General features: G+C 73.3%; 21 protein-coding genes and 1 pseudogene. 12 read left to right on the top strand and 10 right to left on the bottom strand.

Features of this window, described 5'->3' with window-relative positions:
- Window positions 1-113: 113 nt before the first annotated feature.
- Window positions 114-455 (bottom strand): anti-sigma factor antagonist BldG, encoded by a 342-nt coding sequence (bldG, locus tag F4556_RS19235; RefSeq protein WP_184917659.1) that lies wholly within the window; start codon window positions 453-455, stop codon window positions 114-116.
- 221 nt (window positions 456-676) lie between these two features.
- Here bldG and F4556_RS19230 point away from each other — a divergent pair, with 221 nt between their 5' ends.
- Entirely contained in the window at window positions 677-3,013 is a 2,337-nt protein-coding gene (locus tag F4556_RS19230) for a DNA 3'-5' helicase SftH (RefSeq protein WP_184917656.1), read from the top strand.
- A 116-nt stretch (window positions 3,014-3,129) separates the two neighbouring features.
- Here the strand turns inward: F4556_RS19230 and F4556_RS38310 are convergent.
- The 7 genes and pseudogenes from F4556_RS38310 to ssd all read right to left on the bottom strand — a co-directional run.
- Window positions 3,130-3,363, bottom strand: a pseudogene (locus F4556_RS38310) (Rv3654c family TadE-like protein); the annotation flags it as partial.
- A 104-nt stretch (window positions 3,364-3,467) separates the two neighbouring features.
- Window positions 3,468-3,875, bottom strand: coding sequence for a TadE family type IV pilus minor pilin (locus F4556_RS19220; protein ID WP_184917653.1), 408 nt, complete (start codon window positions 3,873-3,875; stop codon window positions 3,468-3,470).
- On the bottom strand, window positions 3,865-4,128 hold the full coding sequence (locus tag F4556_RS19215) for a DUF4244 domain-containing protein (RefSeq protein ID WP_184917650.1): 264 nt from the start codon (window positions 4,126-4,128) through the stop codon (window positions 3,865-3,867). The genes F4556_RS19220 and F4556_RS19215 overlap by 11 nt, the downstream gene beginning before the upstream one ends.
- Before the next feature lie 50 nt (window positions 4,129-4,178).
- Window positions 4,179-4,997 (bottom strand): type II secretion system F family protein, encoded by an 819-nt coding sequence (locus tag F4556_RS39120; protein WP_184917647.1) that lies wholly within the window; start codon window positions 4,995-4,997, stop codon window positions 4,179-4,181.
- Window positions 4,994-5,989: a type II secretion system F family protein gene (locus tag F4556_RS19205; RefSeq protein ID WP_184917615.1), complete on the bottom strand. Its 996-nt coding sequence runs from the start codon at window positions 5,987-5,989 to the stop codon at window positions 4,994-4,996. Before F4556_RS19205 ends, F4556_RS39120 begins: the two co-directional genes overlap by 4 nt.
- A gap of 94 nt (window positions 5,990-6,083) precedes the next feature.
- On the bottom strand, window positions 6,084-7,403 hold the full coding sequence (locus F4556_RS19200; protein WP_376775728.1) for a TadA family conjugal transfer-associated ATPase: 1,320 nt from the start codon (window positions 7,401-7,403) through the stop codon (window positions 6,084-6,086).
- Window positions 7,400-8,512: a septum site-determining protein Ssd gene (gene ssd / locus F4556_RS19195; protein ID WP_184917612.1), complete on the bottom strand. Its 1,113-nt coding sequence runs from the start codon at window positions 8,510-8,512 to the stop codon at window positions 7,400-7,402. Before ssd ends, F4556_RS19200 begins: the two co-directional genes overlap by 4 nt.
- Window positions 8,513-9,190: 678 nt before the next feature.
- Here ssd and F4556_RS19190 point away from each other — a divergent pair.
- The 5 genes from F4556_RS19190 (at window position 9,191) to F4556_RS19170 (ending at window position 16,170) form a co-directional block, all read left to right on the top strand.
- Window positions 9,191-10,030 carry an HAD family hydrolase gene (locus tag F4556_RS19190; RefSeq protein WP_184924819.1) on the top strand — a complete coding sequence of 280 codons (840 nt, stop codon included), beginning with the start codon at window positions 9,191-9,193 and terminating at the stop codon, window positions 10,028-10,030.
- 564 nt (window positions 10,031-10,594) lie between these two features.
- Window positions 10,595-13,639 (top strand): AfsR/SARP family transcriptional regulator, encoded by a 3,045-nt coding sequence (locus tag F4556_RS19185; protein ID WP_184917609.1) that lies wholly within the window; start codon window positions 10,595-10,597, stop codon window positions 13,637-13,639.
- Between the two features lie 132 nt (window positions 13,640-13,771).
- Window positions 13,772-14,818, top strand: coding sequence for a 2,3-diaminopropionate biosynthesis protein SbnB (sbnB, locus tag F4556_RS19180; RefSeq protein ID WP_184917606.1), 1,047 nt, complete (start codon window positions 13,772-13,774; stop codon window positions 14,816-14,818).
- 128 nt (window positions 14,819-14,946) lie between these two features.
- The gene (locus tag F4556_RS19175; protein WP_184917603.1) at window positions 14,947-15,150 is read left to right on the top strand and encodes a hypothetical protein; all 204 of its coding nucleotides are present in this window, start codon (window positions 14,947-14,949) and stop codon (window positions 15,148-15,150) included.
- 258 nt (window positions 15,151-15,408) lie between these two features.
- A complete protein-coding gene (locus F4556_RS19170; protein ID WP_184917600.1) occupies window positions 15,409-16,170 on the top strand; it encodes an AfsR/SARP family transcriptional regulator in 762 nt (253 codons plus the stop codon).
- A 92-nt stretch (window positions 16,171-16,262) separates the two neighbouring features.
- On the opposite strand, the gene F4556_RS19165 is transcribed toward F4556_RS19170, so the two are convergent.
- On the bottom strand, window positions 16,263-16,541 hold the full coding sequence (locus tag F4556_RS19165) for an acyl carrier protein (protein ID WP_184917597.1): 279 nt from the start codon (window positions 16,539-16,541) through the stop codon (window positions 16,263-16,265).
- Between the two features lie 49 nt (window positions 16,542-16,590).
- Window positions 16,591-17,424: a hypothetical protein gene (locus tag F4556_RS19160; RefSeq protein WP_184917594.1), complete on the bottom strand. Its 834-nt coding sequence runs from the start codon at window positions 17,422-17,424 to the stop codon at window positions 16,591-16,593.
- A gap of 273 nt (window positions 17,425-17,697) precedes the next feature.
- Here F4556_RS19160 and sbnA point away from each other — a divergent pair, with 273 nt between their 5' ends.
- Genes sbnA through F4556_RS19130 form a run of 6 tightly spaced genes read left to right on the top strand, consistent with a single transcriptional unit; the run spans window position 17,698 to window position 23,531 of the window.
- Window positions 17,698-18,711 carry a 2,3-diaminopropionate biosynthesis protein SbnA gene (sbnA, locus tag F4556_RS19155; protein WP_184917591.1) on the top strand — a complete coding sequence of 338 codons (1,014 nt, stop codon included), beginning with the start codon at window positions 17,698-17,700 and terminating at the stop codon, window positions 18,709-18,711.
- A 47-nt stretch (window positions 18,712-18,758) separates the two neighbouring features.
- Window positions 18,759-19,688 (top strand): ACP S-malonyltransferase, encoded by a 930-nt coding sequence (locus F4556_RS19150; RefSeq protein WP_184917588.1) that lies wholly within the window; start codon window positions 18,759-18,761, stop codon window positions 19,686-19,688.
- Window positions 19,685-20,470 (top strand): 3-oxoacyl-ACP reductase family protein, encoded by a 786-nt coding sequence (locus F4556_RS19145; RefSeq protein ID WP_184917585.1) that lies wholly within the window; start codon window positions 19,685-19,687, stop codon window positions 20,468-20,470. Before F4556_RS19150 ends, F4556_RS19145 begins: the two co-directional genes overlap by 4 nt.
- Window positions 20,471-20,513: 43 nt before the next feature.
- Window positions 20,514-20,828: an acyl carrier protein gene (locus F4556_RS19140; protein WP_184917581.1), complete on the top strand. Its 315-nt coding sequence runs from the start codon at window positions 20,514-20,516 to the stop codon at window positions 20,826-20,828.
- A complete protein-coding gene (fabZ, locus tag F4556_RS19135) occupies window positions 20,825-21,343 on the top strand; it encodes a 3-hydroxyacyl-ACP dehydratase FabZ (protein ID WP_184917578.1) in 519 nt (172 codons plus the stop codon). The genes F4556_RS19140 and fabZ overlap by 4 nt, the downstream gene beginning before the upstream one ends.
- A complete protein-coding gene (locus F4556_RS19130) occupies window positions 21,330-23,531 on the top strand; it encodes a GNAT family N-acetyltransferase (protein ID WP_184917575.1) in 2,202 nt (733 codons plus the stop codon). Before fabZ ends, F4556_RS19130 begins: the two co-directional genes overlap by 14 nt.
- The last annotated feature ends 50 nt before the right edge of the window (window positions 23,532-23,581 follow it).

The raw sequence follows: 23,581 nt of genomic DNA, 5'->3' as shown, positions 1-23,581 counted from the left end.
CCCACCACCCGCCACCGGCGGGGCCGAGGGCCCCGCCGGTGCACGAGCAGATGAGCTCAAGTGAGAGCGTCAGGGGCCGAAGCGATCGCCCGCACCGGCCCGTTGACGGCTGGTCAGTCGGTGGCGGCGACCGCGTCGTCCACCGAGGTGTGGATCGGGAACACCTTGGTCAGACCGGTGATCCGGAAGATCTGCAGAATGCGCTCCTGGTTGCACACCAGGCGCAGCGAACCCTCATGCGCGCGAACTCGCTTCAGGCCGCCCACCAGGACACCCAGACCGGTCGAGTCCAGGAAGTCCACGCCCTCCATGTCGACGACCAGGTGGTAGTTGCCCTCGTTGACGAGCTCGACCAGCTGCTCGCGCAGCTTGGGGGCGGTGTACACATCGATCTCGCCGCCAACCTCGACGACCGTACGGTCGCCGACAGTGCGGGTCGACAGGGACAGGTCCACGGAACCTCCAGCACCTTGCCTTGCTACGTCATTGCGATCCTCGGCCGGATGGCCGTCACCGCTTTGGTCGCAGGCCGGGCACGGCACGGCCGTGGCAGTTGAGCCCCGGCGGTGCGACCCTCGGCCATGCGGCCGTCACGGCTTCATTCAACCACTTGCGACCATGCCCGCACGATGGCTTGGCACGATTCTCCGTCACGCCGGTGACACACTGGGTCCCCATGCCGCCCCGTCACCACCAGCCCGAGGCCCTGCTCGCCGCCCTGTCCGCCAGCCGGGGCCGGGCCGACCGCCTCACCCATACGGAGCATCTGGCGGCCCGTCAGGCCCGCTACGCGCCCTGGCCGGACGGAATCCGTCCGGAGATCGTGGCATCCGCGCAGGCCCTGGGCATCGAAGAACCCTGGACACACCAGGCCGAAGCGATGAAATTGGCCAAATCCGGCCAAACTGTGGTGCTGGCCACAGGGACCGCCTCGGGCAAGTCGCTCGGCTACCTGGCGCCGGTGCTCAGCGACCTGCTGGACGGCACCGAGGCCCGCAACGGCCGGGGTGCCACCGCGCTCTACCTGGCACCGACCAAGGCACTGGCCGCCGACCAGCGCCGCCGGGCCACCGAGCTGGCGCCGAAGCGGGTCCGGGCCGCCCTCTACGACGGGGACACCCCGTTCCAGGAGCGCGAGTGGGTCCGCCAGTACGCCTCGTACGTGCTGACCAACCCGGACATGCTGCACCGGGGCATCCTGCCGGCCCACCCCCGCTGGGCCTCGTTCCTGAAGACGCTCGAGTACGTGGTGATCGACGAATGCCACAGCTACCGGGGCGTGTTCGGCTCGCACGTGGCCCAGGTGCTGCGGCGGCTGCGGCGAGTGTGCGAACGGTACGGCTCCTCGCCCACCTTCCTGCTGGCCTCGGCCACCACCGCCGACCCGGCGGCCACCGCCGAGCGGCTCACCGGGCTGCCCGCCGTGGCGGTGACCGACGACGCCTCGCCGCGCGGGCCGCTGGTCTTCGCGCTCTGGGAGCCGCCGCTCACCGAGAACGTCGGCGAACAGGGCGCCCCCGTCCGGCGGACCGCGACCGCCGAGGCCGGCTACCTGCTCACCGAACTGGTCGAGCGCGGCACCCGCACGGTGGTCTTCGTCCGCTCCCGCCGCTCGGCCGAACTGGTCGCCCTGCAGGCCCAGGACCAGCTCGGTACCCCGCTGGCCGCCCGGGTCGCCGCCTACCGGGGCGGCTACCTGGCCGAGGAGCGCCGGGCGCTGGAACGCGACCTGCACTCCGGCCGGCTGCTCGGCCTGGCCTCCACCTCCGCACTGGAACTCGGGGTCGACGTGTCCGGGCTGGACGCCGTCCTGATGGCCGGTTACCCCGGCACCAGGGCCTCCCTCTGGCAGCAGGCCGGACGGGCCGGGCGGGAGGCCCAGGGCGCGCTGGCGGTGCTGATCGCCCGGGACGACCCGCTGGACACCTACCTGGTGCACCACCCGGAGGCGCTGTTCGCCACCCCGGTGGAGGCCACCGTGCTGGACCCGGACAACCCGCACATCCTGGCCCCGCACCTGTGCGCGGCCGCCGCCGAACTCCCGCTCACCGAGGCCGACCTGCCGCTCTTCGGACCCTCCGCCGGGCAGCTGCTGACCGTGCTCGAGCAGCGCGGCCTGCTCCGGCAGCGGACCAAAGGCTCCTGGTACTGGACCCGCCGGGAGCGCGCCGTCGACTCGGTGGACCTGCGGGGCAGCGGCGGCAGCCCGGTGCAGATCGTCGAGAGCTCGACCGGCCGGCTGCTCGGCACCGTGGACGCGGCCGCCGCCCACACCACCGTGCACACCGGCGCGGTCCACCTGCACCAGGGCCGCAGCTACCTGGTGCAGGACCTCGACCTGGAGAGCTCGGTGGCGCTGGTCGAACCCGCCGAGCCGCCCTACACCACCGCCGCCAGGGACATCACCTCCATCTCGGTGCTGGCCACCGACACCACCGTGGAGTGGGGCGAGGCCCGGCTCAGCTTCGGCTCGGTGGAGGTGGTCAACCAGGTGGTCGGATACCTGCGCAAGCGGATCTCCACCGGCGAGATCCTCGGCGAGAGCAAGCTCGACCTGCCGCCCAGGACACTGCGCACCCGCGCGGTCTGGTGGTCCGTCACCGAGGACCAACTCCTCGACGCGAACATCCCGTTCGACCAGCTGCCCGGAGCGGCGCACGCGGCGGAGCACGCCTCCATCGGCCTGCTCCCGCTGTTCGCCACCTGCGACCGCTGGGACATCGGCGGGGTCTCGGTGCCGCTGCACCCGGACACCGGGCTGCCGACGGTCTTCGTGTACGACGGCCACTCCGGCGGCGCGGGCTTCGCCGAACGGGGCTTCCGGGGCGCGGAGCAGTGGCTGACCGCGACCCGGGACGCGATCGCCGCCTGCGAGTGCGAACGGGGCTGCCCGTCCTGCGTCCAGTCCCCCAAGTGCGGCAACGGGAACGACCCGCTGGACAAGGCGGCGGCGGTGCGGCTGCTGAACATCCTGCTGGCGGGAGCGCCGGGGCGGTCGGAGGAGGATTCCTGACGGCCCGACAGGCCCGCTGCCGCTGCCACCGGGTCGCCGTCGCCCCAGGCCCAGACCGGCCCCGCCCGGGAGCGGGCGCGGGCCGGGCCCACCGGCACCGGTAGGCCGGTGACCGGCACCTCGACCACCACGTCCACCGCGTCGATGCCCTCCCGCACCGTGCAGCTGACCAGCCGGGCCCGGTGCTGACCGGCGATCCGGGCGGCCCGGCCGCAGCCGCCGTCCTGATCCAGCATCAGGTGGCCTGCGGCGGCCAGCGCGGCCAGGTCGGCGGCCGACTCCGCCCGGTGCCGGGCCGCCACCGCCGCGCCGAACGCCAGGCTGACCGCGAACACCACGCAGCCGAGCATCCCGAGCGAGACCAGCCAGATCGTCGCCGAGCCCCGGTCCGACGGCGTACGGGGGCTGCCGTCGGGGCTCCCACCGGACCTCAGGCCGCGCGTCAGGCCGGGCCTCAGGCCGGCCATCGCCCACCTCCGCCCGTCGAACCGATCACGTCCTCGCGCGCGGCCACCGCCTCGGCGTGCAGCCGCACCGAAAGGGCCCCGCCGAGCCGCCCCGGCGCGGGGCTCGGCGCCTCGACGGTGACCCGGACGGTGTCCCCGCCCGTCGCGACGCTCACCCTGGCCCCGGCCGGGGCGGCGGCCTGCGCCAGTGCCCCGGCGTTGCCGTCGCCCCGGGCGGCGGCCCTGGCACCCACCCGGGCCGCGTCCACGCAGCGGATCTGAGCGGCGGCGGTGACCACGCCCCAGACCAGCAGCGCGCACAGCAGCACCAGCGCCGGGAGCGCCACCGCCGTCTCCGCCGTGACGAACCCTCGCTCCGAGCCCTGCCCCGGGCTCGACGGCCGGTCAGACCGCATGGAGCGCTCGATTGAGCAACTCGCTCAGGGCGCCGGAGACCGCCCCGCTGGTCACCACCTTGTAGAGCAGCGCGGCGAACGCACAGGCCGCCACCGTGCCGACGGCGTACTCCGCCGTCGTCATCCCCGCATCGGCCCGGGCCCCGCCCAACCGGCGGGCCCGGACGGCCAGCCAGTCGACCCGGCGGCGCAGCAGCACCCGGATCCGCCGGGCCGGGCTGTGGTGCCGAACAGGCACAACGTGAACGGTCATCAGAAACTCCTTGTCGGAAGCCGGAATTCAGAACCAAAGAAGGCAGAAGGTCAGACCCGCTCGGCGAACAGCGCGGTCAGCCCCATCACCACCGGCACCACCCCGATCAGGACGAACGCGGGCAGGAAGCAGAGCCCCAGCGGCGCGGTGGCCAGCACCCCCGCCCGGCGGACCCGGGCGTGGGCGGCCCGGCCTGCGGCGGCCCGCTGGGCGTGTGCCAGGCCGACCAGCGGAGCCATCGGCGGCGAGCCGCTGACGCTCGTCCGGACCAGGCAGCGGGCCAGTGGGGCGAGCGGCGGGCAGTCGGCGCCGAGCCGGTCCCAGCAGAGCTCCGGCGGTGCGCCGAGCGCCAACTCGGCCGCCACTCCGGCCAGTCGGCCGCTCATCGGCTGATCGACGCTGTCGGCCACTGCGGCGGCTGCCGCGGCGGGTGACGAGCTGGCGCCCAGGCAGGCGGCCAGCAGTTCGGCGGCGAGCGGCAGTTGGCGGGTCAGCCGCTCCTGCTCCAGCGCCGCCCGGCGGGCGCTCGGTGAGCGCACTCTCGGCAGCCACCGCCGGGCCGCAAGACCGACCAGCAGACCGACCACCAGCCCCGCCGGGCCACCGACCAGCACCGCCGCACCGGCACCGGCCGCCGCCGGGACAGCCCGGTCGAGCAGCACCGCCCGGGTCACCCCGCGCGCCCGCAGCGCCTGCCCGATCCGCCCGGCCCGAGGTCGACGCCGCCGGGCGAACGGCCGCCCGGCCGGACCGCCCCACCGCCTGACCCGCCGCCGGACCGACCGTCGCCGGACCGCCTTCAGCAGCTCGACCCCGACCCCGGCCGACACCGGCCCGGCCAGCACCGCGAACACCAACTCCCGTCTCACCAGGCCACCTCCGCCCGCACCGACGACGCGTCCGACCCCACCCAGCGGTCCTGCGGCGGAGCCCCCGCGCGCGTTCGGGAGAGCCCGCAGCCGCTCCCCGCTCTCCCGCTCTGCTCCGGCGCGTCCTCCGCCGCCCTGACGATCCGCGCCGTCCAGGCCAGCCCGGCCGCCTCCAGCAAGGCCCCGGCCGCCAGGCAGGCCAACCCGGCCGGAGTGTGCAGCAGGATCCGTACGGGCTCCGCGCCGAGCGCCGCCCCGAGCAGCAGGCCGACCAGCGGCAGCGCGGCCAGCACCGCGACCGTGGTCCTCGGCCCGGACAGCTCGCTCTCGATCTCCTCGGCGAGGGCCCGCTCCGCCCTTAGCGCGTCGGCGAGTTGGTCCAGCCCGGGGGCCAGACCGGTGCCGCTCTCGGCGGTGACCTGCCAGCAGGCGGCCACCGCCGCCGCGCCACGACCACCGGGCAGCTCGGCGACCGAACGCAGGGCTGCCGGGACGTCCGCCCCGTAGCGCCCCGCCGCCAGCCGGGCCGAGGACTCGGCCCCGAGCCCCTCGGTCAGGGTGGACGCCCGGCCCAGTACGGAGTGCAGGGCCTGCTGCGGCGTTGCCCCGCTGCGCAGTTCGGCGGCCAGGCCGGCGCACAGCTCGACCACTGCGGCCGCCCGCCGCCGTGCCTCGGCGGCCCGACGGCGGCGGCTGCGCCAGCGCCGTACCGGCAGCACCGCCACGGCGGCCAGCAGTGGCGGCACCGGGGAGCGGCTGAGCTGTCCGGCCAGCAACCCGGCCGGGAGCAGCAGGAGTTCCGGCACCAGCCAGGCCGGTCTGGCCCGCCCGAGTACGGCCCACCGGCCCGCTCGCGCGCCGCCCCGGGCCGGACCGCCGAGCAGTGCACCGGCCCGGCGCACCGTCCGGGCGTGCCGCCATCGGCGGAACGTGAGCCCGGCGGCCAGACCCACCGCTCCGGCCGCGATCACCAGCATCTGATCAGTCGTCATCCCAGCTCCTCCGTCCGGTTCCTGAGCGCGTAGCGGGCGCCCGCCGCCACCGCGCACAGCAGCAGGGCCCACCCGAAGTGCCACGCGTCGGGCCTCACCGCGCCACCGCCGTCGGCTCGGGCAGTGCGACGCCCCGTTCGGCGCAGCGCCGACGCAGCCGCCCCCAGCCCGGGCCGGGGGCACAGCCGCCCTCGGCCGTGAAGGCCAGGGCGGGGACGGTCAGCGCCAGCCCGCGGTCGTCGCCGACCAGCATGTGCAGCTCGGCCACCCGCCGTTGCCCGGTCCGCTGGTCGCGGACCAGGTGGATCACCACGTCCAGCGCGGCGCGCAGTTGGCTGTGCAGCGAGAGCCGGTCGAGCCCGGCCAGCGAACCCAGCGCCTCCAGCCGGGCCGGGACGTCGGCCGCCGTGTTGGCGTGCACCGTCCCGCAGCCGCCTTCGTGGCCGGTGTTGAGGGCGGAGAGCAGGTCCACCACCTCCTCGCCGCGGACCTCGCCGACCACCACCCGGTCCGGACGCATCCGCAGGGCCTGCCGGACCAGGTCCCGCAGGGTCAGCTCGCCCAGGCCCTCCTGGTTCGGCGGGCGGCTCTGCAGGCGCACCACGTGCGGGTGGTCGGGCCGGAGTTCGGCCGAGTCCTCGGCGAGCACGATCCGTTCGTCCGGCTCGACCAGGCCGAGCAACGCTGCGAGGAGCGTGGTTTTTCCGGTCCCGGTGCCCCCACTGATCAGCAGCGAGAGCCGGGCCCGCAGCACGGCGGTGAGCAGTTCGGCGCCGATCGGCGGGAGGGCGCCGCCGGCCACCAGCTCGTCCATGGTGAAGGGCCTGGTCCGGCAGATCCGCAGCGAGATGTGGGTGCAGCCGGCCGCGATCGGCGGCAGCACGGCGTGCAGCCGGGTGCCGTCGGGCAGTCGGGCGTCCACCCAGGGGCGGGCGTCGTCGAGGCGGCGGCCCGCCGCGGTGGCCAGCCGGTGGGCCAGCCGCCGGACCGACTCGACGTCCGGGAAGCGGATCTCCGGGACCCGGCGCAGCCCGCCGCCCCGGTCGACCCAGACCTGGTCGGGGCCGTTCACCAGCACGTCCGTCACGTCGGGCTCACCGAGCAGCGCGTCCAGCGGCCCGGCGCCGACCAGTTCGGAGCGGAGCACCCGGACGGCGTCGAGCACGTCGTCCCCGCCCAGCGGTGGGCGGGCGGCTCGCAGGGCGGCCGCCACCGAACCGGCGGTGGGTGCGGCCCCGGCCTCGGCCAGCCGGATCCGGACGGCGTCGATCAGCGTCGCCGCCCGCTCGTCCCCGACCGCGGCGGCTCCACGGCCCAACGGCCGCCGGTGCGCCCCGGCCCCAGACTCGTTCCCGGCCCCCGCTCCCGTCCCCGCTCCGGCGGGCCAGCCGGGCCCGCGCTGACGCATCGTCATGACGCCCCTCCTCCGGCCGCCTGGACCGGCGGCATCACCTCGGTCAGGAAGCCCCCGCAGAAGCGGGCCAGCGGCCCCTTCTCCCGGATACCGGGCGGCGAGCCGCGCTCGACGTCCACCACCAGGCCGGGTTCGGTGGGCAGTTCGCCCGCCAGTCGCAGCCGCAGCCCCCGGGCCACCTCCGCCCCGGTCAGCCCGGCCGGGCCCGGCACCCGGACCACCACCCGCAGATCGGCGAGCCGCATCCGGGCGGCGGCCGCGACCCGGTCGGCCGCCGCCATCGCGCGCAGCTCCGCGGGAACCACCAGCAGCCCGGTGTCGGCCTGTTCGAGCGCCTGACCGGCCGCCGGATCGAGATGCCTGGGCAGGTCCAGCACCACCAGCCCGCCCCGTCGACGGGCGGCGGCCAGCACACTGCGCATCGCCTCCGGCGGTACGGCCAGGGTGTCCCCGCGATCCCAGGACAGCGCGGTCAGCCGGTGCAGCGAGGGCAGCGCCTTGGCCAGCTCGGAGCCGCTCACCCGGCCCCGGGAGCCGGCCAGGTCGGGCCAGCGCAGGCCGCCGGCCTCCTCGCCGCCGAGCAGGACGTCCAGGCCGCCGCCGAGCGGGTCGGCGTCGATCAGCATGGTGCGGTGGCCCGCCCTGGCCGCCGTGACGGCCAGCGCGCAGGCCAGCGTGGAGGAACCGGCGCCGCCCCGGCCGCCGAGCACCGCAACGGTGAGGGCCGGTGCGCCGACGCCCTCGGCGGCGTCCGCGATCCGGTCCAGCAGCCAGGCCTGCGCGTCGGGCAGGAAGATGACGTGCTCGGCCCCGAGTTGGACCGCCCGGACCCACACGTCGCAGTCGTCCAGGTCGAGCCCGAGCAGCAGCACGCCGGCCCGGCGGGTCAGCCCGGCGCAGCGCTCGGCCTGGTCGTCGCCGACCAGCACCAGCGGGGCGCTCTCCCAGAGCCCTCTGGGCGGCGGGGCGCCGGAGAGCAGTTGGGGGTCGGTGCCGGCCGCGGCGCAGAGCCGCAGCAGGTGCTCGGCGAGGCTCTCGTCCTCGGTGACGATCAACGGCCCCCGGGCGGCCGGTCGGTCGGTGAGTCGGTCGGTGATCGGTGTCGACATGGCTGTCTCCCCCGGTACGGCTGCTGCCCCTGGCGAGGTGCGGTCGGACGGTGCCCGACCGGACTCCACGGTCCGGCTCCGCTGAGGGTCCGTCAGGCCCGGTCCGATTCGCTGGGGACAACTCGGGGGCTGTGGATAACTTTGTTCACTCGCACGGGGGGCGATTGCCCAATGAATTGACGCCGACTTCGTCACCGAGAAGATCCGGAAGACCCCGGACGGACACAAATGAAGATCAACCGAGCTGCCGAACGGGCCGTCGAACTCGATACTCAGAGTGACGATCTCGTCTCGAAGGGCGGACCGCCCAACCGCCGTACCGCCGCGGGAAACACCACACCGCAGACCCCGCCCGACCAGCCCACAGGCCCGGAAAATGGCCCCGGACGTGCGACGACCCCCGCCGGGGGGGAGAGCGGGGGTCGTCTATCCACGGTCCGACTCGGGGGGGAGGAGCCGGACCGGGTTAGCACGGTCGCGAACGATCCGTGACTTCCATGGTGTACCCGACGGCCCAGAAACACAAACCCGCATCGCTGCGAGTACGCCATATGGCGGGGTCTTTTGCCCAGCCCTCTATCCTCTGATCCCGTGGACACCACCGAGAACGCCGACACCGCCGACCACGGCGAGAACAACGCCCGCGGTTCGGTGCCGAACGGCGCCCCGCACGGCCCGCTGCCGACCGCCGCGACCGCCGCATCCCGCCCGTTCAGAGCAACGCGGACCGCCGCGTTCTTCGACCTCGACAAGACGATCATCGCCAAGTCGAGCGCCCTGGCGTTCAGCCGCCCGTTCTACCAGGGCGGCCTGATCAACCGTCGGGCCGTACTGAAGAGCGCCTACGCCCAGTTCGTCTTCCTGGTCGGCGGCGCGGACCACGACCAGATGGAGCGGATGCGCGAGTACCTGTCCGCCCTCACCAAGGGCTGGAACGTCCAGCAGGTCCGCGAGATCGTCGCCGAGACCCTGCACGGCCTGATCGACCCGATCATCTACGACGAGGCCGCCTCGCTGATCGAGCAGCACCACCAGGCCGGCCGCGACGTGGTGATCGTCAGCAGCTCCGGCTCGGAGGTGGTGGAGCCGATCGGGCAGCTGCTCGGCGCGGACCACGTGATCGCCACCCGGCTCCAGGTCGAGGACGGCCGGTACACCGGGGAGATCGACTACTACGCCTACGCCGAGAACAAGGCGGCCGCGATCCGGGAGTTGGCCGAGACCGAGGGCTACGACCTCGCCAACTGCTTTGCGTACAGCGACTCTTCGACCGACCTGCCGCTGCTGGAGGCGGTCGGCCACCCGTCCGCCGTCAACCCGGACCGGGCGCTGCGTAAGGAGGCGCAGGCCAGGGACTGGCCGATCCTGGTCTTCGACCGGCCGGTCGAACTCCGCCGCCGGCTCCCGGAGTTCTCCGCTCCCAGCCGCTCGGTGCTGCTCGCGGTCGCGTTCGGCACGGCGGCGCTGACCGCCGGGCTGCTCTGGTACGCCGCGAAGCGCCGTCGGCCGATCGCCTGAAAGTGCCGGGGCTGCCCGAATCGGCCAGAACGGCCGGGCGGCCCCTCCACCAGGGCCCGTCACAGTGCGCAAACACCGAAAGACTTCTCGTTTCGGGTTCCCCTTTGTCCCGTTTCGAGGTAGAAAGGACTTACGGCCCGCGAGACCCGGTCAGGACCCTGAGAGGTCAAACCGACAACGCAGTTCAGGCCCCACGGACCGAGTACAGATAACTGAGCACCCACATGCAGCCGACCCGCTGTCGGGCCGCCGCACCAGGTGAACGGGCAGTAGATCCCCACCTGATGGGCAATTACGGTGCATGCTTGGTAACCCGGTACCTGTACCAGCGGCGGCGCCCAGCTCGATCAGGCGTCGCCGCAACTCTTTGCCCGGCGACCCGGCGGCCGGCTCTTGCCCAAATTTGACCCTCCCGCTGTTCCGACCGGGGTTGGAAATTCCACCGTCCCCGGTAGGCTGCGCTACTGCGGGCGGCCCCTTGTGCGGCCCGAAGTCGCTGCCCGGCTGCACGGCAGCGGCACAGACGTTCTTCAGGGGGACGGACGTCGCATTCGGGGGGATTTCTTGAGCGGGCAGCTTGAGTTCGGCGTGCTCGGACCACTTTCGGTGGCCACCGGGGGTCGCCGGATCGTCGTAGGCGGCGCACGTCAGCGCACCATCCTGGCCATGTTGCTGCTGGCCCCGGGGCGGATCGTGTCGGTGGACGCGATGACCGAGGCGGTCTGGCTCGGCGAGCCGCCGGCCACCGCACGGACCCAGGTCGCGATCTGTATCGCCGCCCTGCGAAAGGCTTTCAAGGCCGAGGGTTTCGGTGATGATCTGATCAGAACCGCGCACCCCGGCTATCAGCTGATTCCGGCCGGGCACCGGGTGGATCTGCTGGAGTTCACCGATTTGGTGCAGCAGGCGGAACGGGTCGCCGAGGAGCGCTCCCCCACCGGGGACGCCCGGGCCGCCGAGCTGTACGCGCAGGCGCTGCAGCTCTGGCGCGGGCCGGTGCTCTCCGGGGTGACCGGGCGGCTGGTCGAGGAGGAGGCCCAGCGGCTGGAGGAGTGGCGGCTGGTCACCCACGACGAGATGGTCGTGCTCCAGCTGGCGCTCGGGAACCACCAGGAGCTGATCGGGCGGCTCGTCCCGATGGTCCGGGAGCACCCGTTGCGGGAGCGCACCCGGCACTCGCTGATGCTGGCCCAGTACCGGGCCGGCCGACGGGCCGAGGCGATGGAGACCTTCCGGGAGGGCCGGCAGCTCTTCATCGAGGAGCTGGGCATCGAACCGGGGCCCGGTCTGCAGGAGTTGCACGACGCGATCCTGCGTGACGACCCCGCGCTGACGCTGGCCGTCGCCGCCCTGCCCGAGCTGCCCGGGCCGCCCGGCCCCGCGGCCGGGCCGGTCGAGCTCCGGATCACCCCCTCCGACCTGCCGCCCAACATCCCCGCCTTCACCGGCCGGGCCGAGGAGATCGCGGCCCTGGACACCCTGCTCGGCGACCGGACCGAGGGCCAGCCGCCCGCGATCGGCTTCGTCACCGGGGTGGCCGGGGTCGGCAAGACCGGTCTGGCGGTGCACTGGGCGCACCAGGTGGCCGGGCTGTTCCCGGACGGCCGGCTCTTCGTCGACCTGTGCGGCCACGACGAGGTGAACGAGCCGACCGCCGCGGCCGACGTGCTGAGCCGCTTCCTGCGCTCGCTCGGCGTCCCGAGCGAGCAGATCCCCGCCGAGCTGAACGAGCGGGTCTCGCTCTACCGCAGCATGCTGGCCGACCGCCGGCTGCTGGTGGTGCTGGACAACGTGCGCTCGATCGCCCAGATCAGACCGCTGCTGCCGAGCAACGGCCAGTGCTGCGTGGTGGTCACCAGCCGGGGGCCGATGGAGCAGCTGATGCTCCGTTACGGCGCGCTCCGGATCCAGCTCGGGGTGCTGCCCGAGCCCGAGGCGATAGAGCTGCTCTCCCGGATCGTCCCGGCGGAGCGGATCGCGGCGGACCCGGAGCAGTCCGCCCGGCTCAGCGAGCTCTGCGACCGGCTGCCGCTGGCGCTGCGGATCGCGGCGGCCCGGCTGGCCTCCAAGCCGCACTGGACGGTCCGTCACCTGGTCGGCCGGCTGGCCGACGAGCAGCGCCGACTGGACGAGCTGAGCCAGGGCGAGTCGCAGGTCAGGGCCGGTTTCGCGCTCAGCTACCGCTATCTCTCGCACGACGCCGCCCAGCTCTACCGGCGGCTCGCCCTGCTCCCCGTGCCGGACTTCACCGTCTGGGTGGGCGCGGCGCTGCTGGACAGCGACCAGTTCGAGGCCGAGCGGCTGATGGAGCATCTGGTGGACGTCCAGCTGCTGGAGGTGGTCGGCGTCGACGCCACCGGCCAGCTGCGCTACCGGTTCCAGAACCTGCTGCGGCTGTTCGCCCGTGAGCGGGCCCGGGCGGAGGAGAGCGAGGACGAGCTGCGGGAGTCCCTCGACCGGGCCTTCCGGGGCTGGCTGACCATCGCCGAGCAGGCCCACCGGCGGGAGTACGGCGGCGACTTCTCGATCATCCACGGCAGCGTCCCACGCTATCCGGTCGAGGCCGGTCTGCTGGCCGAGCTGATCGCCGCGCCGCTGGAGTGGTACGAGGCCGAGCGGCTCTCGCTGATCGCCGTGATCGAGCAGACCGCCCGGCTCGGGATGGACGAACTGGCCTGGGACCTCACCGGGTCGCTGCTGGTGCTGTTCGACATCCGCAACTACGTGGACGACTGGCAGCTCTGCTGCGAACGGGCGCTGGCCGCCACCCGGGCGGCCGGGAACCTGCGCGGCAGCGCCTTCATGCTGACCGAGCTGGGCGGCACCCGGCTGCGCCGGGTCCGGCTGGCCGAGGCTGGCGAGTACCTGCACGCGGCGCTCGAACTGTTCGCCGAGGCGGGCGAGGAGCACGGGCTGGCGCTGGCGCTGCGCCACATCGCGGTGATGGAGCGGCTGCAGGGCGATCTGGAGAGCTCCGCGGAGCGGCTCCGGGCCGCCGCGGTGATCTTCCGGAAGGTCGGGGACGCCTCCTCGGAGGCACACGCGCTCGGCTATCTGGCCGAGAACGCGCTCGACCTCGGCCGGACCGAGGAGGCCGTCCGGCTCGGTGAGGAGTCGGTGCTGGTCTCCCGCCGGACCGGCGAGACCCGGTGCGCCGCCCAGTCCCTCTACCGCCTGGCGCGCAGTCAGACGCTCCAGGGCGAGCTGGCGGCGGCCGAGCAGTCCTTCCTGGAGGTCGGCCGGATCGTCCGACTGAAGGGCGATCTGCTCGGCAGCGTCTACGCCCTGCTCGGGCTGGGCGAGACCCGGACCAGGCTCGGCCGGGCGGCCGAGGCCGAGGCCGATCTGCTGGCCGCGCTGGAGACCGTCCGCCGGATCGACAGTCCGCTGGCGGAGGGCCGGGTCCTGTTCGCGCTCGGGCGGCTGCACCGGGAACTGGAGCGAAACGGCGAGGCCCGGCTGCGTTTCGAGCAGGCCCGCAGCCTGTTCGCGCGGCTCGACTCGCCGCCCTCGCTGCTCCGGGCGGAACAGGCGCTGGCCGAACTGGCGGAGCTGGAACCGCCGTCGGGCGGCGGCGGGGGCGGGGAGTCACTGCACTACGCCCGGTGAGCCGTGGGCCGCGCCCGGCCCACGGTCGCAATATGGCTTTCCCGTAGACCGGTTGCCTAGGGTCGCCGATGTCCCGAGGGGTCCGTGATCCCCCGTTCCGTCGAACAGCCCTTCCCAGTTGCGGAGTTGCCCATGTCCCGAACAGGTACGGTCCCGCCGTTCGCCGTCATCTCCGGAGCCCAGGTCCACCGGGTTCTGGACGGCAGGCAGCAGGAAGTGGTCTCGATCGTGGAGGAGGCGTACCGGATCCACGGCGTGGGCGGGACGGTGAACCCGCCGTCCTACTTCCTGCGCTTCCCGGACCGCCCGAGCTCCCGGATCATCGCGCTGCCCGCCTCGATCGGCGGTGCGGTGCGGGTGGACGGGCTGAAGTGGATCTCCAGCTTCCCGGAGAACGTGCCGGCCGGGCTGCCGCGGGCCTCCGCCGTGCTGATCCTCAACGACCACGAGACCGGCTATCCGCTCGCCTGCTTGGAGAGTTCGATCATCAGCGCGGCCCGGACGGCGGCCTCCGCCGCGCTCGCGGCCGCCCGGCTCTCGGAGGCCCGCGGGCCCGGCGTCGGCCGGCCGCGGCGGATCGGCTTCGTCGGGGTCGGGCTGATCGCCCGCTATCTGCACAGCTATCTGGCCGGTACGGGCTGGGAGTTCGACTCCACCGGGGTGCACGACCTGTCCGCCGAGCACGCCGCCGGGTTCGCCGGATATCTCCAACAGGCCGGTGGCACCGGCGAGATCACCGTGCACGAGAGCGCCGAGGAGCTGATCCGGACCAGCGACCTGGTGGTCTTCGCGACCGTGGCCGGCGCCCCCCATGTGCACGACCCCGAGTGGTTCTCGCACAACCCGCTGGTGCTGCACGTCTCGCTTCGCGACCTGGCCCCCGAGGTGGTGCTCGGGGCCGTCAACATCGTGGACGACGTGGAGCACTGCCTGAAGGCCGACACCTCGCTGCACCTCGCCGAACAGCGCACGGGGAACCGGGACTTCGTCGACGGCACGCTGTACGACGTCCTCACCGGCCGGCTCACGCTGCCCGCCGACCGCCCGGTGGTGTTCTCGCCGTTCGGCCTCGGGGTGCTCGACCTCGCGGTCGGCAAGCACGTGTACGACTCGGTGCTGGCCGCCGGGGAGCTGGCGGTGGTCGAGGACTTCTTCCACGATCTCCGCCGCTACGGCTGAGCCGCCGGAAACCGATATCACCGCAGGTCAGAGGCGAAAGGAAACCGATAAAGGATCGAAGCCGCCGCTTCCTAGAGTCTTCCACGTCAGCAGGGAACGCCCGCTACTCCGACTGGAAATGGGTTGAGATGCGCCTCACCGGTAGCACCTTCAAGCAGCAGATCGTCCTCCTCGTGGCCGCCGCCACCGTCGCCCTCGGCGCCGGCGTCGCCGCCGATCTGCTCGCCGGCCCCGCCCAGGCGGCCACCTCGCACATCACCGCGGCGGACGCCCCGGCCCCCACGCCGACCACCCTGCCCACCACCACCGGCAACACCGAGGAGTGGCACTGACCGGTGCCACCGAGAGCCCCGACGGGGGAGAGCTTCCGACCGGAGCTCTCCCCCGTCGGGGCTCTCGGGCTTTGGCCGGGCAGCAGCGCACCCAACAGGCGTTCAGACAACCGCGGTTACCCGGGATATCGAGCCGATAACCGCTCGATGAGGCGGTTTTCTAGCCTCTTCCCATGGCCGGCGGATCAAGCCGCGGCAGCACCCACATCACCCGTCCGGGCCGTACCCCGTGACGTCGACAGGAGAGAAGGCGGCACCATGGAGTTCCGAATCCTCGGGCCGGTTCACGTCTGGACCGCCGGCCAGGAAGACACCCTCAGCGGCACCAAGCAGCGCACCACCTTCGCCGCGCTGGTCCTGGCGGGCGGGCGGGTGCTGTCCGACGAGCACCTGAGCCGGATGCTCTGGGACGAGAACCCGCCGAACACCGCCGGGGCGCAGATCCACACCTACGCCTCGCGGATCCGGCGACGACTCGGGCCGGACGCCCAGCTGATCAGAATCCGCTCCGGCTACCGCCTGGTGGCCGATCAGATCGCCTGTGACCACCGGGAGTTCGCGCACCGGGCCGCCGACGGCCTGCGCGCACTGCGGGAGCAGAGCTACGAGCGCGCGGCCGAGGAGCTGCGGGCCGCCCTCGCGCTCTGGCGGGGCGAGGCGCTGGCGGACGTCACGGACCAGCTGATCGACACCGAGCGGCCGCAGCTGGAGGAGACCCGGCTGGAGGCGCTGGAGGGCTGGATCGAGGCGGAGCTGATCCTCGGCCGGCACCGCGGGCTGATCCCGGAACTCACCCGGCTGGTCTCGCAGCACCCGATGCGCGAGCAGTTCCGGGCCCTGCTGATGACCGCGCTGTACCGCTCGGAACGGCAGGCCGAGGCGATGTCGCTCTACCTGGACGGGCGGCGGATCCTCGCCGAGGAGCTCGGGGTGGAGCCCGGGCGACTGCTGGTCCGGACGTACGAGGCGATCCTGAGCGGCGAGGTGCGGACCCTGATGCCGCATCAGCTGGTGGGCTGACCCACCCGGAACGGCGTACGGCCCGAGGGGCGGACGGGGAGCGGAAGCCCCCGGCCGCCCCTCGGGCCGTATGTCATCACAGAAAAGCGAGCTCAGCGCCGGGCCGAGCGGAAACCCAGGTACGCGGCCAGGCCGTCCACCGTGTCGATGTTCCAGATCACGGTGGGGTGCACGGGCACGCGCAGGACGCGCTCGATGTCGGCGCACAGGGCGAAGGTGTAGACCGACTCCCGGCCGTAGCCGCTCAGCGGGAGGTGGCCGGCCAGGTCGGCGCTCGGCCGGCCGAGGTAGTGGGCGACCCGGTCGAGCAGCCAGCCGCGGATCTGCTCGGTGGTCTGCGGTGCGGTGGCGACAGCGGTGCGGTCGGACATCTCGGTCCTCCTGGGCGGGGGTTGGCGCTGCGGTCGGGGTGGGTGGGTACTACAGGTCGAACGGGGTGAGCGGCCGGCCGGCCTCGGCCTCGGCCAGCAGCAGCGCACCGAACGGGGCGGTGGCCGCCCCGACCGGCGGCAGCCCGAGACCGGCCAACCAGGTTTCGGGCAGCTCGAGTTGCCCGCCGAGCAGTGCGGTCAGCGCCTCCAGGGCACCGGCCAGCCAGCCGGCCTCGGCCCAGAGCGGATGCCCGGCGGCCGCAGTCGAGTTGGCGGTCCACAGGTGCAGGCAGGCCGCGGCGGCGAAGAGCGTGCCGTACGCCCGGGCGAGCGGCTGCGCGGCCGGGTCGGTGACCGATCGCACGTCGGCCATCCGGCGGTGCAGTTCGTCCCCCGCCGCCAGCAGGGCCCGGGCCCGGTCGACGACCGGGGCGGGTGCGGCCAGCTCGCGGACGGCACCGGGAAGCGCCTGGACGATGCTGCAACCGCCGCGCGGGGCTTGGCCGTTCGCGGCTCGCTCGGGGAGCTGGGCGCCGAGCCGGGCGGCGGACGTCAGCCGGGCCGTGTCGGCCGTCTCGGCGGCGAACGCGTGCACCAGGACCGGGAACCGGTCGATCAGCGGCGTACCCGCGACCGCCCGACCCCCGTCGCCCAGCAGGACCGGCGTCACGGTGTGCACCACCGCCGCCGTCACCGCCGCCTCGCCGGGCAGCAGCCGGGCGGCCCGGCTGCCGAGCAGTGCGGCGGCCTGCGCGGCCGCGACCAACGCGCCCGCGTGGCCCGCCCGTTCGGGACCCCGGGCGAGCGCCGCGCGGACGGTGCGCTCGCCCGCGCCCGACAGCAGGGCCGGCCAGGCGTCCAGGTCCACGGCTTCGGTGTCCATGTCTCCAGCTCCCTCTACGAGTTCAGTCGGGAGAACTCTGGCGCGTGCGCCTGCACCGGCCCTGTACTCCGCCCATATCCAGTCTGTATTCCGGCCGGCCCAACCCCCGGGGGCGCAGCAAGAAACAGGGGTTCAACAGGGGTTATGTGCGCCGCATGGGGACTTCATCGGGCCTTGATAGGGCCGTCCCGGAGAGTCCTCCTCAGAACGAACCGCCCACCAGTGCGAAACCTTCCACCAGTGCATTCGGGTCGACAGAAAGGGTCCGGACTCATGGTACGCAGAGCCTTGCAGGGTCTCCCGGGAATCATCGGCGGGACACCGCTGATCGAACTGAAGCAGATCGCCCCGGAGTTCCGCTCCAGGGTGCTGGTGAAGATGGAGCGCTTCAACCCGGGCGGCAGCATCAAGGACCGCACCGCGCTCTCCATGCTGCTCGGTGCGATCGAGGCCGGCGAGCTCGACCCGGAGCGCTCGGTGGTCATCGAGTCCAGCTCGGGCAACCTCGGGGTCGGACTGGCCCAGATCTGCCGGTACTTCGGTCTCCGGTTCATCTGTGTGATCGACGCCAAGACCACCAGCCGCAACCTCGAACTGCTCCGGGCCTACCGGGCCGAGGTCGAGCTGGTCACCGAACCCGACGCCGACAGCGGCGAGTACCTGCCGGCCCGGCTGCGCCGGGTCCGGGAGCTGGTCGCGGCCACCCCGCACGCCTACTGGCCGAACCAGTACGCCAACCCCAACAACCCCCGGGCGCACCAGCAGACCATGCGGGAGATCCACCTCGCGCTGGACGGCCGGATCGACTACCTGTTCGCCTCGGTCGGCACCTTCGGCACCATGCGGGGCTGCGCCGAGTACATCAGGGAGCACCGGCTGAACACCCGGATCATCGGGGTGGACGCGATCGGCAGCGTCATCTTCGACCAGCCCCCCGCGCCCCGGCTGCTGCCCGGGCACGGAGCGAGCATCCGCCCGCCGCTCACCGACACCAGCCTGGTCGACGAGGTGATCCATGTCTCGGACCTGGACAGCGTGGTGGGCTGCCGGAAGCTCGTGCAGCGCGAGGCCATCCTGGCCGGCGGCTCCTCCGGGGCGGTCACCGCGGCCTTCCTGGGCTACCGGGACCGGATCCCGGACGGTTCGAACTGCGTCCTGATCTACCCCGACGGCGGCGACCGCTACCTCGACACCATCTACCACGACGGCTGGGTGCTGGAGAAGTTCGGTGACATCTCCGGGCTCTGGCAGGAGACCGCGCACCAGCCCGCCCCCGTCGCGGGCTGAGCCCACCGCGCCCCCAACCACCCCTGACTGAAGGAGGTCATTCCCCGATGAGTACCGGCAAGGCAGTCCGTGCCCTGTTCCCCGGCCAGGGCAGCCAGACGCCCGGCATGGGCAAGGCGCTGGCCACCGCGTTCCCGGTCGCGGCCGCCTGTTTCGACGAAGCGTCCGAGGCCGTCGGCCTGGACCTGCGGGAGCTCTGCTGGGACGCGCCCGGCACCGTGCTCGCCCAGACCCAGAACGCCCAACCCGCCCTGCTGACCGTGGCGGTGGCGACCTGGCGGGTGCTCGAGGAGCGCGGCGTCCGGCTCACCGCGACCGCCGGGCACAGTGTCGGCGCGGTCGCCGCGCTGGTCGCCGCCGGCAGTCTGCCGTTCGGCCGGGCGGTCGAACTGATCAGGCTGCGCGGCGAGTTGATGGCCGGAGCGCCCGGCGAGGGCGGGATGTGCGCGGTCGTGGCGACCGGCCAGGACCGCACCGAGGCGCTGGCCGCCGTCGAGCGGCACGGCCTGGACGTCGCCGCCGACAACAGCCCGCGGCAGTTCGTGGCGGCCGGCGAGCTGGCCACCGTACGGGCCTTCGCCGCCGAACTGGGCGCCCGGGCCAAGCTGTTGGACGTCTCGCACGCCTTCCACAGCCGGCTGATGCAGCCGGTAGCCGACCGGTGGGCGGACGCCGTCCGGGACGCCCGGCTGGTGGACGCGACCGTACCGGTCGGCCTGGTGGCCACCGGTTCGTTCAGCACCGATGCCGACGACCTGGCCAAGGACCTCACCGCCGCACTCTGCGCGCCGGTCCGCTGGCAGGACCTGATGACCGCGCTCGGCGGCCCCGACCCCACCCCGCTGGTGGCGCTCGGACCCGCCCAGGCGCTGGTCGGACTGGCCAAGCACTTCCCCGACCGACCCCAACTCACCCTGGTGAACACCCCCGTATCGCTGGAGGCGTTCGTGCGCCGACTGGAGGCAGAGGACAGATGACCACGTCCACCGAACCCCGCTCACTCGACCTGGCTCCCGGCACCTTCGCCTCCGGCACGGTGGCCCTGGTCACCGGCGCCTCCCGGGGCATCGGCCGGGGCTGCGCCCTGGCCCTGGCCCGGGCCGGCTGCGACGTGGTGGTGCACTACGCCACCCAGGAGAGCGCCGCCAAGGAGGTCGCGGAGGAGATCCGCGCACTCGGCCGGGAGGCGCTCACCGTGCAGGCCGACGTCGGCGTCGAGGCCGAGGTCAAGGAGATGTTCCGGACCGTCAGGAGCACCTGGAAGAAGCTCGACGTGGTGGTCGTCAACAGCGGCATCACGGCGGACGGCTTCCTCGCCACGATGAGCCTCGACAAGTGGCAGAAGGTCATCACCACCAACCTCACCGGCGCCTTCCTGACCTGCCGTGAGTCGGTCAAGCAGATGCACCGCACCGGCGGCTCGATCGTCATGATCGGCTCGACCAGCGGCATCGTCGGCCAGCCCGGCCAGCTCAACTACACCGCCAGCAAGGGCGGCATGATCGCCCTCGCCAAGGGCCTGGCCCGCGAGGTGGCCGAGCGCTCGATCCGGGTCAACGTGGTCGCCCCCGGCTTCACCGAGACCGACATGCTCCGGGGCATGGAGCCCCGGGCCCGCGAGCAGCTGGTCGGCATGGTCCCCATGAAGCGCACCGGCAGCGTCGAGGAAGTGGCCTCGGCCGTGACCTACCTCGCCTCGCCGGCCGCGAGCTACATCACCGGCAAGGTGCTCACCGTCGACGGCGGCCTGACCACCTGACGCATCGTCACATCACCCACACCCCTTCCCAAGGAGAAACGAAATGTCTCAGTCCTACGACGAGCTGCTCGACCAGGCCGAGGCCCGCGCCGCCCTCAACCACCGGGTGAAGGTCCTGCTGGTGGAGAGCCTGGGCCTGGAGATCAGCCCCGAGCTGATCGGCGACGACCAGCCACTGTTCGGCCGCGGTCTGGAGCTGGACTCGCTGGACACCCTGGAGATCGTGGTCATGTTCGAGGAGCACCTCGGCGTCACCATCTCCGACGACGACCGCTCCGCCTTCGGCTCGGTCAACAAGCTGGTGGACTTCGTGGTCACCGCCCTCGGCGAGATCCCCCGGGTGGAGGCCCTCGCATGAGCTCCGCACTCTCGGCGGCCGACGGCCGCAAGCTGACCTTCGACGCCAACCAGATCCGTGAACTCCTGCCGCACCGCTGGCCGATGCTCTTCGTCGACCGCGCGTACGACGTGATCCCCGGCAAGTCCGGCTACGGCATCAAGAACGTCACCGTCTCCGAGCCGTTCTTTGCCGGCCACTACCCCGACCAGTCCATCATGCCCGGCGTGCTGATCGTCGAGGCGATGGCCCAACTCACCGCCGTGGTCTACGCGTCCGCCTGGAAGGAGGAGGTGGCCGACAGCGACGAGGTCGACACCGCGGGCCGGGTGGGCTACCTGGGCGCGATCCGGCAGATGAAGTTCAGCCGGCTGGTCGTCCCGGGTGACCAGCTGGTCCTGCGGGCCGAGCTCGGCAACGCCTTCGGCACCCTGACGCCGGTCACCGTCCAGGCAAGCGTGGGCGGGGAGTTGGTCGCCAAGGGCTCGCTGACCGTGACCGAGCGCAGCAGCGGAGGCGGTAATGGCCTCCAGTGAGGCGGTGATCCGGCCTTACACCCCCCAGGACGCGGCAGGGATAGCCGAGTTGTACAACCGGCACCACGACGTCCCGGCCTGGGTCGACCGTGAGCTGACGCCGGAGATGGTGCTCGCCGAGTTCGCCGAGCGGGGCACGGTGCTGTTCCTGGTGGTGGAGGAGGCGGGCGAGGTCCTCGGCACGCTCGGGATGTTCCGCGCCTGCGGGATGCGGGTGGTGCCCGAGAACGAGGTGATCGGGTCGATGTTCTACCTCGCCCCCCGGATCCGTGGCGGCATGCTGGCCGGGAAGCTGTTCTCGCTGGCCTTCCGCACCGTACGGGACCAGGGCGTCGAGGCGATCCGACTGACCGTCAACCCGAGCAACCAGCTGGCCCTGCCGCTCTACCGGCAGCTCGGCTGCGTCGTGGTCGGCCCCGCCGAGGCGGACGAGGACGGCGACATCGAGATGGTCAGCTGGATGCCGAAGATCGTCACCCGGCTGCGCGAGGAGCACGGTCACCTGATCCCCGCCGACCTGTCAATGACGGCCGCCTGGCGCTACCAGGCGGACGGCATCGCGGGCCAGGAGCTGGGCAAGGAGAGCGAGTTGCTCCAGGGCCGGACCGTGCTGCGGACCGCGCTCTCGCTCGGCGAGCTGACCTTCCGGGCGATCCTGGACCCGGACACCGGCGAGATCCTGCACACCGAGGTCGGCGCCGAACCCGGGCCCGACCCGGTGCTGCCGCCCCGGCCGGCCGGGCCCGCCGAACCGGTCTTCAGTCACCGGTCCGGACGGCTGAACCTGACGGTCCGTCACTCCGACGGCGCGGTCCGGGTGTTCCACGACGACTGGGTCGGCCCGGTGCTCCAGGAGACCTGGCCGGTCTTCGGCCCGGCCTACCTGACCGGCTGGCGGCAGGCACTGCGCCACCGGATCACCGTCCAGCCGCTGCCCGACGGGTGGCTGGCCAGCGAGCGGCAGCCGGACGGCACCCTGCACCGGGAGAGCCGGCTGGTCGACGGGGCGCTGTACCAGCGGGTCTGGTGGACCGGCGGCCCGGCACCGTACGAGCGGCTGCGGACCCTGGTGGTGAACGGGCTGCGCTCGGCCCTGCTGCTGGACGACCGGGGCTACCGCCCGGCCGGCCGCGGCCTGTACCCGGCGAACACCGCCGACTACCAGGGCGCCAGGACCCGGCTGCGGCCGGGCGGCGCGGTCGCCTGGTGGGAGCCCAGGACCGGGCTGTCCGCCCGGGTGCACTGGTCGGAGCCCGCCGAGGCGGGACTGGTCACCGACTCGCTGCTCGCGCTGGACCACCCGTCCGACTACGCGTACCACGTCGAACTGCACGACGCGGACCGGCCGCAGCAGGTACTCCCGCTGACCGGTCCCGCACCCGACCGGGGCCTCGCGCTCCGGCCGTCCGGGCCGCTGCACGAGGCGGAGGAGGACCTGACCGTTGAACAGGCCGCCTGGGACGACCGCGAGGTGGCCCGCCGCCCGGTGCACCGGATGGTCTCCGGCGACCACACCGTGCTGCTCGACGCCGCCGCCGGGGGCATCGCCTCCTGGCAGTCGGCGGGCAAGCCGGTGCTGGGCACCCCGTTCCCCCGGGCCCGGGCCTTCGCCCGGAACCCGCGGTGGCGCTCCGGACTCTGGGTGACCCGGCAGGGCACCCGCGAGGACGAGAACCACGGCCTGGGCTGGGGCTCCGAGGCGGACCCGGTCCACTGGGACTTCGACCCGGCGGCCGGCGGGCTCGGCTCACCGGAGCTGTCCTGGTCACTGGCCGGTCACCCGACCGGGATCACGGTCACCGTACGGGCCCAAGCGGCGGCACAGGACGGCGAGTTGGTGGTCTGGCTGACCCCGACGAGCCCGAAGGCGCCCGAGCTGCTGGTGCCCGGCGGCCCCGGCGAGGTCTGGTCGCTGGACAAGCCCGGCGCCTGGCAGCGCTGGACCGACCGGGTGGCCGTCCGGCTGCCCGACGGCCGCTGGCTCGCCACCGCCACCCAGGACCCGGGCAGCGCCCAGATCCTGGTCCGCTCCACCCCGTCCGGGCCGCTGCTGGCCCTGGTCGCCCGGCACCCGCACGGCCGGGCGGGCTCGGCCCACTGGCCGGTCTCGGTGCTGGCCGACGCGGACGCCGCCGAGCGGTACCTGACCCGGCAGCCGCACAGCCGCGCGCTGTCCACCGAGCACTGATCCACCCCCACTTCACTCAACTCAGCTTTCTCACAAGGAGATTCATCGTC

Origin of the sequence: Kitasatospora gansuensis, from assembly GCF_014203705.1 — a bacterium.
GTDB classification, from domain to species: domain Bacteria; phylum Actinomycetota; class Actinomycetes; order Streptomycetales; family Streptomycetaceae; genus Kitasatospora; species Kitasatospora gansuensis.
Note: the sequence above shows the minus strand (reverse complement) of the source record. Positions and strands in the feature narration are given on the sequence as shown.

Excerpts from the sequence above, each read along its gene's own strand:
- F4556_RS19230 (WP_184917656.1), top strand. The coding sequence starts at position 677 with ATGCCGCCCCGTCACCACCAGCCCGAGGCCCTGCTCGCCGCCCTGTCC.
- F4556_RS19220 (WP_184917653.1), bottom strand. The coding sequence starts at position 3,875 with ATGCGGTCTGACCGGCCGTCGAGCCCGGGGCAGGGCTCGGAGCGAGGG.
- F4556_RS19215 (WP_184917650.1), bottom strand. The coding sequence starts at position 4,128 with ATGACCGTTCACGTTGTGCCTGTTCGGCACCACAGCCCGGCCCGGCGG.
- F4556_RS19205 (WP_184917615.1), bottom strand. The coding sequence starts at position 5,989 with ATGACGACTGATCAGATGCTGGTGATCGCGGCCGGAGCGGTGGGTCTG.
- F4556_RS19200 (WP_376775728.1), bottom strand. The coding sequence starts at position 7,403 with ATGACGATGCGTCAGCGCGGGCCCGGCTGGCCCGCCGGAGCGGGGACG.
- ssd (WP_184917612.1), bottom strand. The coding sequence starts at position 8,512 with ATGTCGACACCGATCACCGACCGACTCACCGACCGACCGGCCGCCCGG.
- sbnB (WP_184917606.1), top strand. The coding sequence starts at position 13,772 with ATGTCCCGAACAGGTACGGTCCCGCCGTTCGCCGTCATCTCCGGAGCC.
- F4556_RS19175 (WP_184917603.1), top strand. The coding sequence starts at position 14,947 with ATGCGCCTCACCGGTAGCACCTTCAAGCAGCAGATCGTCCTCCTCGTG.
- F4556_RS19170 (WP_184917600.1), top strand. The coding sequence starts at position 15,409 with ATGGAGTTCCGAATCCTCGGGCCGGTTCACGTCTGGACCGCCGGCCAG.
- F4556_RS19165 (WP_184917597.1), bottom strand. The coding sequence starts at position 16,541 with ATGTCCGACCGCACCGCTGTCGCCACCGCACCGCAGACCACCGAGCAG.
- F4556_RS19160 (WP_184917594.1), bottom strand. The coding sequence starts at position 17,424 with ATGGACACCGAAGCCGTGGACCTGGACGCCTGGCCGGCCCTGCTGTCG.
- sbnA (WP_184917591.1), top strand. The coding sequence starts at position 17,698 with ATGGTACGCAGAGCCTTGCAGGGTCTCCCGGGAATCATCGGCGGGACA.
- F4556_RS19150 (WP_184917588.1), top strand. The coding sequence starts at position 18,759 with ATGAGTACCGGCAAGGCAGTCCGTGCCCTGTTCCCCGGCCAGGGCAGC.
- F4556_RS19145 (WP_184917585.1), top strand. The coding sequence starts at position 19,685 with ATGACCACGTCCACCGAACCCCGCTCACTCGACCTGGCTCCCGGCACC.
- F4556_RS19140 (WP_184917581.1), top strand. The coding sequence starts at position 20,514 with ATGTCTCAGTCCTACGACGAGCTGCTCGACCAGGCCGAGGCCCGCGCC.
- fabZ (WP_184917578.1), top strand. The coding sequence starts at position 20,825 with ATGAGCTCCGCACTCTCGGCGGCCGACGGCCGCAAGCTGACCTTCGAC.
- F4556_RS19130 (WP_184917575.1), top strand. The coding sequence starts at position 21,330 with ATGGCCTCCAGTGAGGCGGTGATCCGGCCTTACACCCCCCAGGACGCG.